The organism is Enterobacter sp. 6722112 (assembly GCF_058661685.1).
Genome location: NZ_JBZWGR010000007.1, coordinates 1,989,502 through 2,003,326, shown reverse-complemented (window position 1 = coordinate 2,003,326; position 13,825 = coordinate 1,989,502). Strand labels below are relative to the sequence as shown.

General features: G+C 56.4%; 14 protein-coding genes and 1 pseudogene. 6 read left to right on the top strand and 9 right to left on the bottom strand.

The genetic code is table 11. The features are described from left to right. Window positions 1-75 precede the first annotated feature (75 nt). The 5 genes from AC4OVU_RS11080 to sad all read right to left on the bottom strand — a co-directional run bounded on the left by AC4OVU_RS11080 (window position 76) and on the right by sad (window position 5,550). The gene (locus AC4OVU_RS11080; RefSeq protein ID WP_023296617.1) at window positions 76-1,041 is read right to left on the bottom strand and encodes a sensor domain-containing diguanylate cyclase; all 966 of its coding nucleotides are present in this window, start codon (window positions 1,039-1,041) and stop codon (window positions 76-78) included. A gap of 58 nt (window positions 1,042-1,099) precedes the next feature. Further along, entirely contained in the window at window positions 1,100-1,462 is a 363-nt protein-coding gene (locus tag AC4OVU_RS11075) for a DUF4186 domain-containing protein (RefSeq protein WP_047732095.1), read from the bottom strand. After that, window positions 1,462-2,388 (bottom strand): glutaminase B, encoded by a 927-nt coding sequence (gene glsB / locus AC4OVU_RS11070; protein ID WP_003857165.1) that lies wholly within the window; start codon window positions 2,386-2,388, stop codon window positions 1,462-1,464. The genes AC4OVU_RS11075 and glsB overlap by 1 nt, the downstream gene beginning before the upstream one ends. Window positions 2,389-2,450: 62 nt before the next feature. Next, entirely contained in the window at window positions 2,451-4,040 is a 1,590-nt protein-coding gene (locus tag AC4OVU_RS11065) for a methyl-accepting chemotaxis protein (RefSeq protein ID WP_110292766.1), read from the bottom strand. A 127-nt stretch (window positions 4,041-4,167) separates the two neighbouring features. Beyond that, window positions 4,168-5,550 carry a succinate-semialdehyde dehydrogenase gene (gene sad, locus AC4OVU_RS11060; protein WP_110292767.1) on the bottom strand — a complete coding sequence of 461 codons (1,383 nt, stop codon included), beginning with the start codon at window positions 5,548-5,550 and terminating at the stop codon, window positions 4,168-4,170. Window positions 5,551-5,649: 99 nt separating this feature from the next. Between sad and ptrR the strand changes: the two genes are divergently transcribed. Beyond that, on the top strand, window positions 5,650-6,528 hold the full coding sequence (ptrR, locus tag AC4OVU_RS11055; RefSeq protein WP_110292768.1) for a putrescine utilization regulator PtrR: 879 nt from the start codon (window positions 5,650-5,652) through the stop codon (window positions 6,526-6,528). Here the strand turns inward: ptrR and AC4OVU_RS11050 are convergent. Both AC4OVU_RS11050 and AC4OVU_RS11045 read right to left on the bottom strand, forming a co-directional pair. Then, window positions 6,525-7,050 (bottom strand): annotated as a pseudogene (locus AC4OVU_RS11050) (PhzF family phenazine biosynthesis protein). The gene ptrR and the pseudogene AC4OVU_RS11050 overlap by 4 nt on opposite strands. Before the next feature lie 22 nt (window positions 7,051-7,072). Beyond that, a complete protein-coding gene (locus AC4OVU_RS11045) occupies window positions 7,073-7,861 on the bottom strand; it encodes a PhzF family phenazine biosynthesis protein (RefSeq protein ID WP_110292769.1) in 789 nt (262 codons plus the stop codon). Window positions 7,862-8,037: 176 nt separating this feature from the next. Here AC4OVU_RS11045 and AC4OVU_RS11040 point away from each other — a divergent pair, with 176 nt between their 5' ends. Beyond that, entirely contained in the window at window positions 8,038-9,234 is a 1,197-nt protein-coding gene (locus tag AC4OVU_RS11040; RefSeq protein WP_022648106.1) for a sugar transporter, read from the top strand. A gap of 237 nt (window positions 9,235-9,471) precedes the next feature. On the opposite strand, the gene AC4OVU_RS11035 is transcribed toward AC4OVU_RS11040, so the two are convergent. Further along, window positions 9,472-10,137: a MarC family NAAT transporter gene (locus AC4OVU_RS11035; RefSeq protein ID WP_003857180.1), complete on the bottom strand. Its 666-nt coding sequence runs from the start codon at window positions 10,135-10,137 to the stop codon at window positions 9,472-9,474. Window positions 10,138-10,392: 255 nt separating this feature from the next. Between AC4OVU_RS11035 and marR the strand changes: the two genes are divergently transcribed. The 3 genes from marR to marB are packed head-to-tail and all read left to right on the top strand — an operon-like array spanning window position 10,393 to window position 11,476. Next, entirely contained in the window at window positions 10,393-10,827 is a 435-nt protein-coding gene (gene marR / locus AC4OVU_RS11030; RefSeq protein WP_017383983.1) for a multiple antibiotic resistance transcriptional regulator MarR, read from the top strand. Between the two features lie 20 nt (window positions 10,828-10,847). Continuing rightward, window positions 10,848-11,228 (top strand): MDR efflux pump AcrAB transcriptional activator MarA, encoded by a 381-nt coding sequence (gene marA / locus AC4OVU_RS11025; RefSeq protein WP_001303241.1) that lies wholly within the window; start codon window positions 10,848-10,850, stop codon window positions 11,226-11,228. A gap of 32 nt (window positions 11,229-11,260) precedes the next feature. After that, on the top strand, window positions 11,261-11,476 hold the full coding sequence (marB, locus tag AC4OVU_RS11020; RefSeq protein WP_110292230.1) for a multiple antibiotic resistance protein MarB: 216 nt from the start codon (window positions 11,261-11,263) through the stop codon (window positions 11,474-11,476). Between the two features lie 38 nt (window positions 11,477-11,514). Here marB and eamA read toward each other — a convergent pair whose 3' ends face one another. Continuing rightward, complete coding sequence (eamA, locus tag AC4OVU_RS11015; RefSeq protein WP_110292231.1) at window positions 11,515-12,414, bottom strand: O-acetylserine/cysteine exporter; 900 nt, start codon at window positions 12,412-12,414, stop codon at window positions 11,515-11,517. A gap of 193 nt (window positions 12,415-12,607) precedes the next feature. Here eamA and ydeE point away from each other — a divergent pair, with 193 nt between their 5' ends. Beyond that, window positions 12,608-13,825 (top strand): efflux MFS transporter YdeE, encoded by a 1,218-nt coding sequence (gene ydeE / locus AC4OVU_RS11010; RefSeq protein ID WP_017383985.1) that lies wholly within the window; start codon window positions 12,608-12,610, stop codon window positions 13,823-13,825.

Below are 13,825 nucleotides of genomic sequence, written 5' to 3'. Positions count from 1 at the left end.
CCTTGGGTTGAATCTCTCCACTTTGCTATTAACATTTTTGTAACGCAATAAGTGATGACATAGGATTTCGTTATGTCATTTCTCGCCGTGGTGTTGCCGCTTCATGGCGTACATTTGCGCATCCGCGTGTTTTAGCCATGCCTGCATATCGTTGCGGTGATGATCGAACTCGCTCAGCCCCCAGGAGAACTGTAACGACCAGGGATGCAGCTGACGCGCGTTATACTTTTCCGTTTGTTCCACGAGATACTGCATGGCGATCCAGGCGCCAGGCTCATCGGTATCCGCAAACAGCACCGCGAACTCATCTCCCCCGAAACGTACCAGCAGATCGGCCTCGCGGAACGAGGAACGCATCAGGGCGGCCATAGCTTTCAGAGCTTTGTCCCCCTCCTGATGTCCGAAGCGATCGTTAATGGTTTTGAAATGGTCCAGATCCAGCCAGCCAAGGGTTAAGGGTTCTGCCCGACGCTGCGAAACCGACAGTGCAAACTGCGCAAACTGGTTAAACCCGCGACGGTTAAACAGCCCCGTGAGTTCATCGGTTGTGGCCGCGCTAACGGCCGCAAATTCATCCTCTGCCAGCGCGCTGAGATCGGCCAGTACGGCGGCATCCGCCGCGGTAAACTCACGAGGCGCGTAATCAATGAGACACAACGATCCCACGCACGCCCCGTCACGTAAACGCAGCGGGAAACCGGCGTAAAAGCGCACGCCCGGATCTCCCACCACCTGCGGATTATCCGCAAAGCGTTCGTCCAGCAGCGTGTCACTCACCACCAGCGGCGCGTCACCCAGGATCGTATGACCACAAAACGAGAGATCGCGAGGCTGGGTGGCAGGTACCTGGCCGTCGGCAGACTTCACGATCGCGGCGTGGTCATCCACCAGCGTAATCATCGCCAGCGGCACCCTGAAAAAGCGTGTTGCCAGCCGCGTAAGACGATCAAACGCGGGGTAATTGTCGATCTCAAGCAGACCGGACTCGCGCAGAGCATTCATGCGCTCCGCTTCATTCACGGGAATTTGAGGTGCCTTCATAACGTCTCCTGACGCTGAGCATTAGTAAAAGCGTAGCTTAAACAGAGACATTGTCAGTTCAGGAGGCACGATTTACCTCTATGACCAGCCAATGATGGATTACGTTGACGATATACTGTTGTTGCTGCGCACTCAGCGGCACGCCCTGCGGGATAGCGTGCCACTTAGCCAGACAGCCCCGACAGCAGGTTGCCGTGGCATGCTGGGCGATAAAAACCGGATGGCCGCGCATTGGCGTCTGCTTACCGTCATTCACCGGGTGTGCAGGCGCCAGCCGCGCGGCGACAAAATCAGCAGCATGCTTATCGATAGTCTCCGCGCCCTTTTCCCAGCAGTATTGCCGCTCTTTCGTCCCTAAATGAAAACGTGAACGGAACGTGGAGCGAGCCAGGCGCGCGAACAGAGGATCTAACGTGGACATCAGTATACGGACCGTCCAAGGCGTTTGGTCAGCTGTTCCAGCGCCGCCACGCCCGCCAGTGAATTTCCGGTCTCGTCCAGTTCCGGGCTCCAGACGGCAATCGCCATCTCGTGAGGGACAATCGCCACGACCCCACCGCCAACGCCGGATTTAGCCGGCAGCCCCACGCGCCAGGCAAACTCCCCGGCATTCTGATACATTCCGCTGGTTGCCATTAAGGCGTTGATCTGCCGGGCCTGCATCGGGGAGACAACGTCCTCGCCCAGATGCGGGGCATGGCCCTGATGCGCCAGAAACAGAAAAGTCTGCGCCAGTTCGACGCAGTTCATCTTCAGCGCGCAGTAATGAAAATAGTTTTGCAGCACCGTGGCGACGTCATTATGAAAGTTGCCGAAGGACTTCATCAGCCAGGCGATGGCGGCGTTACGTGCAGAGTGTTCAAACTCAGAGCGCGCTACCACCGGATCGTAGGCGATGTCCTGCACGCCGGAAAGCTGCCGCACAATCTGGAGCATCCGCTGGCGCGGCGCGCTCAGCCGGCTTTGCAGCATATCGCACACCACCAGCGCCCCGGCGTTAATAAACGGGTTACGCGGCTTACCCTGTTCGATTTCCAGCTGGAGAAGAGAGTTGAACGGCTGACCGGACGGATCTTTGCCCACCCGCTGCCAGATCTCCTGCTCGTCATACTGGCGCATGGCGGCAACGAGGCTAAGCACTTTTGAGATCGACTGAATCGAAAAGCGCTCAAGCGCGTCTCCCGCCTGAAAACGCTGGCCGTCGACAGTACAAATGGCGATACCGAGCTTATTACCGCTGATCGAAGCCAGCGCGGGAATGTAATCGGCAACCTTACCCTGCCCCAGTAACGGACGAACCTGCGCCAGAATCTCGTCCAGCATCTCATTATGGATGACCGCAGCCACACTTTGCTCCTTGCCCTCAGGCTAAAACGGGCCGCGAGTATAACAGAGGCTGATACGTCACGTCAGGCAGGGAGACGAAAACGCGAGACGGCCTGCAACAAAAGATCGGACTGCTGATGCAGGCGCTCAGAGGCATTTGACGCTTCGCTAACCAGCATATCTGTCCGACGCGATACCTGATTCAGCGCCTGAAGCTGACGGGTCATCTGATGAATGCTGTCCCCCTGATTCAGGGTAGCCAGCGAAATATCATTCAGCAGGCTGCTCAGATTCGCCACCAGCCCGGTGACCTGTTGCAAATTCTCTTCCAGACGGTTTACCACCTGAGAACCTTCTTCAATGCCCTGTAGCGAGTGGTTAATCAGCGCCTGGATGGTTTGCGTAGAGTGACTGCTTTTTCTGGCCAACAGTCCCACTTCCCGGGCAACCACCGCAAATCCGCGCCCCTGCTCTCCTGCATGGGCGGCTTCAATGGCAGCATTGAGGGCCAGAATGTTGGTCTGAAACGCCACGCTGTCGATCATCGCGACGATCCCGCGCATCTCTGAGGATCGGTCGACGATCGTCTGCATCGAGCCATTCACCGCTGACATCATTTGCTCCCCACCAGCGGCAGCCTGTCGGGCTTCATCCGCGCGCGAGCGGGCGAGTTTTGCATAACCCGTGTTCCCCTCAACGTGGGTTTCGAGATCGGCGATGTGTGCGGTCACCTCCTCCAGCTCTTTGGCCTGTCGCGTAGACTGCTGATAAAGCTTCTGATTCCCCTGCGCAAGCGATCCGATATTTTCAACCATGGAGGTAGTGGCCTCGCTGACCTGGGTCACCAGTTGCTGGAGCCCGCGCTGCATGGCGGTAATACTGCCGCTGAGCTGGCTGATTTCACGGTTAAAGCGCACAACGTCAGGCGGCGTGCCTGACAAATCCCCTGCCGCAAGCTGGTTAATCTGGATAATCAGACGGCGTAGCGGGGATATCACCCACTTCGCCATTCCGAACCAGACGGCTATGGCAATGGCCAGTAGCACCAGCGGCGCAAACAGGAACAGCCGTTGCAGACCTGAGAGTTGTTCCATGAGCGACTGACGCCCCTGTATCGTCTGCTTCTCACTCCGTTGCTGATAGCGTGCGAAATTGTCATTAAAATCGGTCTGAAACGCCTGGGCGGGTACGGCGAAAAAGAGGTCGATGCTGTTGGTTTTCACCAGCCCCTCCGCCTGCTCTCGGATGGCGTCGAAAAACAGCTGATAGCTGTTAACCAGCCCGTCGTCTTTCGGCGGATTAAGCGCGAGCCAGGCCTGCCATGCCTGCTGTGACGCCGCCAGGGATTTTTGCGCCTCGTCCATCAGGCTATGCCAGCTCCCTTCCGAGCCGGTCTCCTTGTCCTGCATAAAGTACACGCCGGAGCGGTTGAGCAGATCGCTTGCGGCCAGCAGAGAAATACGGGCCTGATCCAGCCTGCTCTGCTGCTGCCAGGCCAGCTGATTGCGCTGTTCGTTACGCTGGGCTTCATTCAGGGAGGCGGTGAGCAGGAAGGAGGAAGAGAGTTGCAGGGCGGAGAAAAGGCCAATGATACAAAAGATGCCGGTCAACAGGCCAAACTGACGAGGAATAAAGCGCGGCGCAAGACGACTAAAAATTTGCGTTAGGTTCATAATTTTCTTCTGTAACAATACGTTAGACGCGAGCGAGTCTACGAAACGAAAATGACAGAACCATTACGCAAAAATGACAGGAAACGTGAACTGCCGGGTAGCGGCCTGGCCTTACCCGGCAACAAGACTAGACGCGATCCTTCCACACCGTCTGCACATTACAGAACTCATGCAGACCGAAATGAGAAAGCTCTCGCCCGAAGCCGCTCTTCTTCACCCCGCCAAACGCGACGCGCGCATCACTGGCGCTGTAGCCGTTGATAAAGATCCCGCCGCACTCCAGCTCGCGCGCAAAGGTTTCGGCCAGCGCATCGTTCGCGGTAAAGACCGTCGCCGATAAGCCAAAATCGCTGTCGTTAGCCAGCTGCAATGCGTGCGCCGCATCGTTCGCAATGGTAATTGCCGCCACCGGACCAAACAGCTCCTGACGAAAGGCCGTCATCTGTGGGGTGACGCCGCCGAGTACGGTTGGGGCATAATAGTTACCGGTCCCGGACATCTTCTCCCCGCCGAGCAGCAGGGTCGCCCCTTCCGCCAGCGTAGCCTGCACCTGCTGATGCAGTTCATCGCGAAGATCAAATCGCGCCATCGGGCCAATATAGTTATCTTCCTCATCCGGTGCGCCCATCTTCAGCGCCTTGACCGCGTCAACAAAGCGTTGGGTAAAGGCGTCCGCCACGCCCGCTTCCACAATAAAGCGTTTTGCCGCCGCACAAACCTGCCCGGTATTCTGATAACGTCCGGCCACCGCCGCGTTGACGGCCAGATCCAGATCGGCATCGTTCAGAACGATAAACGGATCGGAACCGCCCAGCTCCAGCACGCATTTCTTCAGCGCCGCGCCCGCCTGCGCGCCAATTGCCGCACCAGCCCGAACGCTGCCGGTTACGGTCACCGCCGCGATACGACGATCGTTAATCGCCTGGCTGACGCCGTCATTCGTCGCGTTCACCCAGCCAAAGACCCCCTCCGGGAAACCGGCATCCGCGAATACCTTCCCGGTCAGCTCCGCCGAGCCGAGCACATTAGGCGCATGTTTAAGCAGATAGCTGTTCCCTGCCAGCAGGATCGGCACCGCACCGCGCAGCACCTGCCAGAGCGGGAAGTTCCACGGCATCACCGCCAGAACGGGCCCAAGCGGACGGTACTCAATCACCGCATTTTCGACCTGGGTAGATTCCGGGTGCAGCATCGCCGGGCCGTGTTCAGCGTACCAGTCGCAAAGGCTGGCGGACTTAGCCACCTCCGCACGCGCCTGCATAATGGGCTTGCCCATCTCCCGGGAGATAGTCTGCGCCATCTCTTCCGCACGACTACGCAGCGCCGCACCCAGATCGCGAAGTTTTTGCGCCCGGTGCGCCACGCTTTCGCGTCGCCACTGACGAAAACCGGTATCCGCCTGCGCAATGGCACGCTCAACGTCATGGGACGTTGCCCACGGGTAAGCAGCCAGCGTTTCGCCGGTAGCCGGGTTGACAGAGTGGGCATGGGTAGCAGATGAATAGGTCATGATGTTCTCCACGTAATAACAGTTGATTGATTGTGGCCTACTCTGCTATTTCTTAAAAATGAATAATACTCACCACCTTATTCACAATACGAGAACGGTATGGACTTAACTCAGCTTGAGATGTTTAACGCCGTCGCACTGACCGGCAGCATTACCCAGGCGGCGCAGAAGGTACACCGGGTGCCGTCAAACCTCACCACCCGCATCCGACAGCTAGAAGCGGATCTCGGCGTGGAACTGTTTATTCGCGAGAATCAGCGCCTGCGGCTTTCCCCCGCCGGGCACAATTTTTTGCGCTACAGCAAGCAGATCCTGGCGCTGGTTGACGAAGCGCGAATGGTCGTCGCCGGGGATGAACCGCAGGGATTATTCTCGCTCGGCGCGCTGGAAAGTACCGCCGCCGTACGCATTCCGGAAAGTCTGGCGCGGTTTAACCAGCGCTATCCGCGCATTCAGTTTGCGTTGTCCACCGGACCTTCCGGTACGATGATTGACGGCGTGCTTGAGGGGACGCTCAGCGCCACCTTTGTCGACGGGCCGCTCTCGCACCCGGAACTGGAAGGGATGCCGGTTTACCGGGAAGAGATGATGCTGGTCACCCCTGCGGGTCACGCAGAAGTATCAAAAGCCACGCAGGTGAGCGGCAGCGACGTGTATGCCTTTCGCGCCAACTGTTCTTACCGGCGTCATCTGGAGAGCTGGTTCCATGCCGACCGCGTCACGCCGGGAAGGATCCATGAGATGGAGTCCTATCACGGGATGCTCGCCTGCGTGATTGCCGGGGCAGGCATTGCGCTGATGCCCCGCTCCATGCTGGAGAGCATGCCGGGCCATCATCAGGTGGCGGCGTGGCCGCTGGCGGAAAACTGGCGCTGGCTCACCACCTGGCTGGTGTGGCGACGTGGGGCGATGACCCGCCAGCTTGAGGCGTTTATCGCGCTGCTGAACGAGCGTCAGCCACCAGCGCCCAGTTGTTAATGTTGAACGTAGTCCTGGAGTCGAAGGAAAATTTTTCCCTTCATATACAGCGTGGCCTGCCCGCCAATCAGCACGCGGTCGCCTTTCAGCTCGCAGCGCAGATCCCCGCCGCGCAGGGAGACCTGGCGGGCCGACATCTGCGTTTTACCAAGCTTTTCGCTCCAGTACGGGATCAGCATGCTGTGAGCTGATCCCGTCACCGGATCTTCCGGCACCCCTTCCCCCGGGCAGAAGAAGCGGCTGACGAAATCATACTCATCCCCCGGCGCCGTAACGCAGACCATTTTCCCGAGCGGGAGCATGGCCGCAGAGGTTAATTTCATCCTGCGTGGTAAACCAGCGCAGTTCAAACCCGTTATCCGTTCGGACAAAGAACGCCGTCTCTGACTGATTATGCTGCTTCGCCATCTTCAGCAGCGTCTCATCCGGCAGCCACGCTTCCAGCGGACACACCGCCGCCGCATTGCCGCCGAACGCCCTGTCGCTGAAGGCATCTACCAGATAAAAATCAATTTCCTGCATCGTTGGTTCCTCTTAGATTTGTTCAGCGCAGAAATACTGTGCCCTTCAGATACAGTGCCGCCTGCCCGCCCATCCGCACGCGGTCGCCCTTGAGTTCGCAGCGTACGTCGCCACCACGGGCAGAAACCTGGCGGGCAAACATCTGTGTTTTGCCAAGCCGTTCACTCCAGTACGGGATCAGCATGGTGTGCGCGGAGCCGGTGACAGGATCTTCCGGCACGGCCACGCCTGGCGAGAAGAAACGGCTGACAAAGTCGTATTCCCCCTCGTCCCGGGCAGTGACGGCCACTTTATGCTCGCCCGGCGTCATGGCGGAGAAATCCGGATTAAGGGCTTCAACCTGCTCTCGGCTTTCCAGTATCAGCACCCAGGCGCGGCCTTTTCGCGCCTCGACGTAGTGGCTGATACCGAGTGCGGTGAGCATCCCCGGTGGCGGCGTCTGTGCCTGCGTCGGGCAGGCCGGGAAGTCCAGCGTCATCCAGTCACCTTCACGACTGACGGTCAGGCGACCAGAGGCGGTGTCAAAACGAAGGCGTGAGTCCGGATAATCCAGTTCGTGAAACAGTACATACGCCGCGGCAAGCGTCGCGTGACCACAGAGATTAACCTCGGTGAGCGTGGTGAACCAGCGCAACTCGATCCCCCCTTTGGTACACACAAAAAACGCGGTTTCTGACTGGTTATGCTGTTGTGCCATCCGCAGTAACGTCTCATCCGGTAGCCATGCGTCGAGCGGGCACACCACCGCCGGGTTGCCGCCAAAGGAGGACGCGCTGAACGCATCTACCAGATAAAAATCAATCTCCTGCATCGTGTTACCGCCTGTTTTTGTTGTGTTGTTCTTTATCTTCGATGAAAACAACCCCGTTCGCTACCGCTGCATGAAGGTAAATTTTGTGATTCACATCACATAACGGTTGAGTTTTCGCCGTTTAAGGCTTTAAGATCGTCTCCTCATCTTTCAGGCAACGAATCCCAGATATCCCTATGACAACACACACGGTTTCCCGCAGAGTCGCGTGGCTACGCGTGGTCACGCTCGCCATCGCCGCGTTTATTTTCAACACCACGGAATTTGTTCCGGTTGGGCTGTTGTCCGACATCGCCGCCAGCTTCCATATGGAAACGGCACAGGTTGGCATTATGCTGACCATCTATGCATGGGTGGTGGCGCTGATGTCGCTGCCGTTTATGCTGCTGACCAGCCAGATGGAACGTCGTAAGCTGCTTATTGGGCTGTTTGTGGTGTTCATTGCCAGCCATGTGCTGTCATTTATGGCATGGAACTTTACCGTGCTGGTCATCAGCCGCGTCGGCATCGCGTTTGCCCATGCCGTTTTCTGGTCGATCACCGCGTCCCTCGCCATTCGTCTGGCTCCGGCGGGAAAACGCGCCCAGGCGCTGAGCCTGATTGCCACCGGAACGGCGCTGGCGATGGTGTTAGGCCTGCCGATCGGGCGCATTGTGGGACAATACTTCGGCTGGCGCACCACCTTCTTTGCCATCGGCATGGGGGCGCTGATCACCCTGGTGTGTCTGATCAAACTGCTGCCAAAACTGCCCAGCGAACACTCCGGCTCGCTGAAAAGTCTGCCGCTGCTGATGCGTCGACCGGCGCTGATGAGCATCTATCTGCTGACCGTGATTGTTGTGACCGCCCATTACACGGCCTACAGCTATATTGAGCCGTTTGTTCAGGTTGTGGCGGGCTTTAGCGCTAACTTTGCCACCGTTCTGCTGCTGATCCTGGGCGGCGCGGGGATTATCGGCAGCATCCTGTTCGGGAAGCTGGGCAATAAGCACGCGTCTGCGCTGGTAAGCAGTGCGATTGGTCTGCTGCTGGCATGCCTGCTGTTACTGATGCCTGCGGCAGGCAGCGAGAGTCATCTGGCGATCCTCAGTCTGTTCTGGGGCGTGGCAATCATGATTATTGGTCTGGGAATGCAGGTCAAAGTGCTGGCCCTGGCCCCGGACGCCACGGACGTAGCGATGTCGCTCTTCTCCGGGATTTTTAATCTGGGGATTGGAGCCGGTGCGCTGGTGGGAAATCAGATCAGCCTGCATGTATCGATGTCGGCCATTGGTTATCTCGGGGCGATTCCGGCGCTGATCGCGCTGATCTGGTCGGTGCTTATCTTCCGTAAATGGCCGGTCGCGATGGAAGAACAGACCAGCCACGGTTGACGTTTGTTATGCCGGGTGGCGGCTTCGCCTTACCCGGCCTACGAAGCATTAATATCCGTGTTCTTCATCACCGCCAAGATAACGGAATCTTTCATCTGTCATTTTGGTCTGACAATCATAGATACCGATTCTCGTTGCCAGAGGAGTGGTTGCAGAAGACGCATCGCTTTATATTCATAAGAATTATATCCATTGCGAGTAGGCCGGGTAAGGCGAAGCCGCCACCCGGCAACGTTCTCAATGATACGTCTTAACAATCTCCAGCACGCCGTTAATAATAAACTGCACGCCCATACAGACCAGCAGAAAACCCATCAGTCGGGAGATAGCTTCAATCCCCCCCTTACCCACCCAGCGCATAATCGCGCCGGAGCTGCGCAATGACCCCCAGACGATAATGGCGATAAGCGCAAAAATGATCGGCGGCGCAACGGTGATAACCCAGTGCGGAAATGTCGACCCATCACGCACCGTTGAGGCGGAACTGATGATCATCGCAATCGTCCCCGGCCCCGCCGTGCTCGGCATGGCTAACGGCACAAACGCGATGTTGGCGCTCGGTTCGCTTTCAAGCTCCTCCGATTTGCTTTTGGCTTCCGGGGATTCGTGCGCTTTATGCGCCGGGAACAGCATCCGGAAACCAATAAAGGCCACAATCAGCCCGCCAGCAATACGCAGACCGGGAATCGAAATACCAAAGGTATTCATCACCAGTTGCCCGGCGTAATAAGCCACCATCATTATGGCAAAGACATAGACAGAGGCCATCATCGACTGCTGATTGCGCTCTGCGCTGTTCATGTTCCCCGCCAGCCCCAGAAAAAGCGCCACCGTCGTTAACGGGTTCGCCAGCGGCAGCAACACCACTAGTCCAAGCCCCACTGCTTTAATCAAATCCAACATAATGCACCGCAGTCCTTATCCTTATTCAACATCGCAATTATAGGGGCAAATCCTCGTCCGGAGCCATCCGACAGCGTAACCATAATTGTCTCGCGTAATTCATAACCCCAGATTATCTGTATGATTTAAAAGCGTACAGAATAAGTTCCTGAAGCGTTTTAGCATTTCGTGGCATCGGCTGATTCATTCAGTTGACTTATACTTGCCTGAGCAATAATATCTGCCGTGACTAAACTACTTGCCAGGGCAACCATTGTGAAAAGCACCAGTGACCTCTTTAACGACATAATCCCACTGGGTCGTCTAATTCATATGGTTAACCAGAAAAAAGATCGCCTGCTCAATGACTATCTGTCACCGCTGGATATCACCGCAACACAGTTCAAAGTGCTGTGTTCCATTCGCTGCGAAGTGTGTATCACGCCGGTTGAGCTGAAAAAGGTGCTCTCTGTCGATCTGGGTGCGTTAACCCGCATGCTGGATCGTCTCGTCTGTAAAGGATGGATAGAACGAAGCCCTAACCCGAATGACAAACGTGGCGTACTGGTGAAACTGACCAGCGATGGCGCGGCCATGTGTGAGCAATGTCATCAATTAGTAGGACAAACACTGCACCAGGAACTGACAAAAAACTTATCGGCAGATGAAGTGGCAACGCTTGAGCTCTTACTCAAGAAAATCCTGCCGTAAACAGAAAAAGAGGTATGACGATGTCCAGACGCAATACTGACGCTATCACCATTCATAGCATTTTGGACTGGATCGAAGATAACCTGGAATCTCCACTCTCTCTTGAGAAAGTGTCTGAGCGTTCAGGTTACTCAAAATGGCACCTGCAACGGATGTTTAAAAAAGAGACCGGCCATTCATTAGGACAATATATTCGCAGCCGCAAGCTGACGGAGATTGCCCAAAAACTGAAAGAAAGCAATGAGCCGATCCTCTATCTGGCGGAACGCTACGGATTTGAATCGCAACAGACCCTGACGCGTACGTTCAAGAACTACTTTGACGTGCCGCCTCATAAGTACCGTATTACCAGTATGCCGGGTGAATCCCGTTATCTGTATCCGCTAAAACATTGCAGTTAATCATCGCCTGTTAAGACGTAACCGAGGAAATCATGAAATTTATCGCCTCCGCCGCCCTCACCTTGCTGGTGCTGGTTTCCGGCCAGAGCTTCGCGGAGCAACCCCCCAATGCGGGGCAGCAAAATAATTGTGACACCATGATTATGCCGTCCACGCAAAACCAGTCGCCCTGGGACTTCAATCACATGGGCGCTGGCAGCGACAAATCCGACGAATTAGGCGTGCCGTATTACAACCACGACCTGTAATTCGTTTTTGCCCCGCTAATGCGGGGCTTTTTTCTGCCTTAACCCCGCACCTGCGTTGCCCGACGCACCCGCAAGCCAAAGACGTTGATATACAGCCCGGCCATAATCAGCCCTGCGCCACAGAGTTGCAGCGCGCTGAGCGTTTCATCCAGCAACAGTGCGGCGCTGGCAAGCCCGACCACCGGTACCAGCAGCGATAACGGCGCCACACGCCAGGTTTCATAGCGTCCGAGCAGCGATCCCCAGATACCATAGCCAATGATTGAGGCGACTAACGCCAGGTAGATCAGCGACAAAATGGTCGTCAGGTCGATCTCCACCAGGCTTTTCAACATCGCCTGCGGACCATCCAGAATAAACGACGCGGCCATAAACGGCACGATTGGGATCAATGCGCTCCAGACCACCAGCGATAAGACCGGCGGACGCGTCTCGTGCTGCATTATCAGTTTGTTAAAGATATTGCCGCACGCCCAGCTCAGCCCCGCCGCCAGGGTGAGCATAAAGCCCAGCAGCGCGACATGCTGACCGTTGAGGCTGCCTTCAATCAGCACCAGCACGCCAAAGACCGCAAGGCTAATGCCCGCCAGCTGCTTGCCCTGCAAGCGTTCGCCGAAGACAAATGCGCCGAGAATGATGGTAAAGAACGCCTGCACCTGAAGCACCAGCGAAGCCAGGCCCGCAGGCATACCGAATTTGATGGCGCAAAAAAGAAACGCAAACTGACCAAAGCTGATGGTAAGGCCGTAGCCCAGCAGCAGCTTGAGGGGAATTATCGGGCGGGCAACGAACAGCAGCGCCGGGAAGGCCACCAGCAGGAAGCGCAGCCCCGCCAGCATCAGTGGAGGCATGTTGTGCAACCCCATTTTGATGACCACAAAATTGAGTCCCCACACCACGACAACCAGCAACGCTAACAGCCCGTCTTTCCGCGTCATTTTCCGCCCCTGAATTATTAAAATTTTGTAAACACTTCAAGGTAACAGAAAAAATAGCCCCGCGAGAAGATCATTAATTCTGGTACTGGAGAGAAGCACCTGCGGATAAATTGGGTGCTATACAAGCTGCCGATCCCATGATAATCCTGTAATAACACAACAAAAAAAGCATAAGCATTTGTCGGGCAGGAAAATGAAACCATCAATCAGGCGCTCAACCGCAGCGCTGCTGGCATCGTCATTGTTATTAACAATTGGCCGCGGGGCAACGCTGCCCTTTATGACCATATATCTCACACGCGTGTACGATATGAGCGTGGAGAATATTGGCTATGCCCTTACCGTGGCGTTGACCATTGGCGTGGTGTTTAGCCTTGGGTTTGGCATCCTGGCGGATAAGTTCGACAAAAAACGCTATATGCTGATCGCCATCGTAGCCTTTATCGCCGGGTTTGTGGCGATTCCGCTGGTGAATAACGTGACGCTGGTGGTGCTGTTCTTTGCCCTGATTAACTGCGCCTATTCCGTCTTCTCAACGGTGCTGAAAGCATGGTTTGCCGACGTGCTGACCTCCAGCGAAAAGGCGCGCGTTTTCTCACTCAACTACAGTTTCCTGAACATTGGCTGGACGATCGGGCCGCCGATCGGCACCCTGCTGGTGATGTACAGCCTGCAACTGCCGTTCTGGCTGGCCGCCTTCTGTGCCGCACTGCCGCTCGGGTTTATCCATTTCTTTGTGCAGAAAAGCATAGCCTCAGACAGCCCTGAGGAGAAAATGCCGTGGCAGCCCTCGGTGCTGCTGAAAGACCGGGCGCTGTTCTGGTACACGCTCTCCGGCCTGCTGGCGTCGTATGTGGGTGGATCGTTCGCCACCTGCATTTCCCAGTATGTCCTCGCCGCACATGCGGACAGTGATTTCGCAGAAAAGGTGGTGGCCGTTGTGCTGCCCGTCAACGCGGCGGTGGTCGTCACCCTGCAATACGCGCTTGGACGTAAGATCACCGCCAGCAATATTCGTCCGTTAATGACCGCCGCGACGCTTTTTTTCATCCTCGGGCTGGGCGGGTTTATGCTTTCCGGCGAGAACCTGATTTACTGGGGGATCGCGGCGGCGATTTTCACCCTGGGTGAAATTATTTATGCACCGGGTGAATACATGCTGATCGACAATATCGCCCCGCCGGGCATGAAGGCGAGCTATTTCTCCGCCCAGGCGCTGGGCTGGCTCGGCGCGGCGGCGAACCCGATGATCACCGGGCTCATCCTGACCCATCTGCCGCACTGGTCATTATTTATCATTATGATGGCCGCCATCATTGCGGCCTGGCTGATGATATTGCGCGGGATGCGCGTGAAAAGTGAAGATAGCGTGTCGGGTGGCGCTGCGCTTACCCGACCGACAAAACCCTAA

Bases quoted from the DNA above. Each gene is read 5' to 3' on its own strand.
- AC4OVU_RS11080 (WP_023296617.1), bottom strand. From the start codon at position 1,041: ATGAAGGCACCTCAAATTCCCGTGAATGAAGCGGAGCGCATGAATGCT.
- AC4OVU_RS11075 (WP_047732095.1), bottom strand. From the start codon at position 1,462: ATGTCCACGTTAGATCCTCTGTTCGCGCGCCTGGCTCGCTCCACGTTC.
- AC4OVU_RS11065 (WP_110292766.1), bottom strand. From the start codon at position 4,040: ATGAACCTAACGCAAATTTTTAGTCGTCTTGCGCCGCGCTTTATTCCT.
- sad (WP_110292767.1), bottom strand. From the start codon at position 5,550: ATGACCTATTCATCTGCTACCCATGCCCACTCTGTCAACCCGGCTACC.
- ptrR (WP_110292768.1), top strand. From the start codon at position 5,650: ATGGACTTAACTCAGCTTGAGATGTTTAACGCCGTCGCACTGACCGGC.
- AC4OVU_RS11045 (WP_110292769.1), bottom strand. From the start codon at position 7,861: ATGCAGGAGATTGATTTTTATCTGGTAGATGCGTTCAGCGCGTCCTCC.
- AC4OVU_RS11040 (WP_022648106.1), top strand. From the start codon at position 8,038: ATGACAACACACACGGTTTCCCGCAGAGTCGCGTGGCTACGCGTGGTC.
- AC4OVU_RS11035 (WP_003857180.1), bottom strand. From the start codon at position 10,137: ATGTTGGATTTGATTAAAGCAGTGGGGCTTGGACTAGTGGTGTTGCTG.
- marA (WP_001303241.1), top strand. From the start codon at position 10,848: ATGTCCAGACGCAATACTGACGCTATCACCATTCATAGCATTTTGGAC.
- marB (WP_110292230.1), top strand. From the start codon at position 11,261: ATGAAATTTATCGCCTCCGCCGCCCTCACCTTGCTGGTGCTGGTTTCC.
- eamA (WP_110292231.1), bottom strand. From the start codon at position 12,414: ATGACGCGGAAAGACGGGCTGTTAGCGTTGCTGGTTGTCGTGGTGTGG.
- ydeE (WP_017383985.1), top strand. From the start codon at position 12,608: ATGAAACCATCAATCAGGCGCTCAACCGCAGCGCTGCTGGCATCGTCA.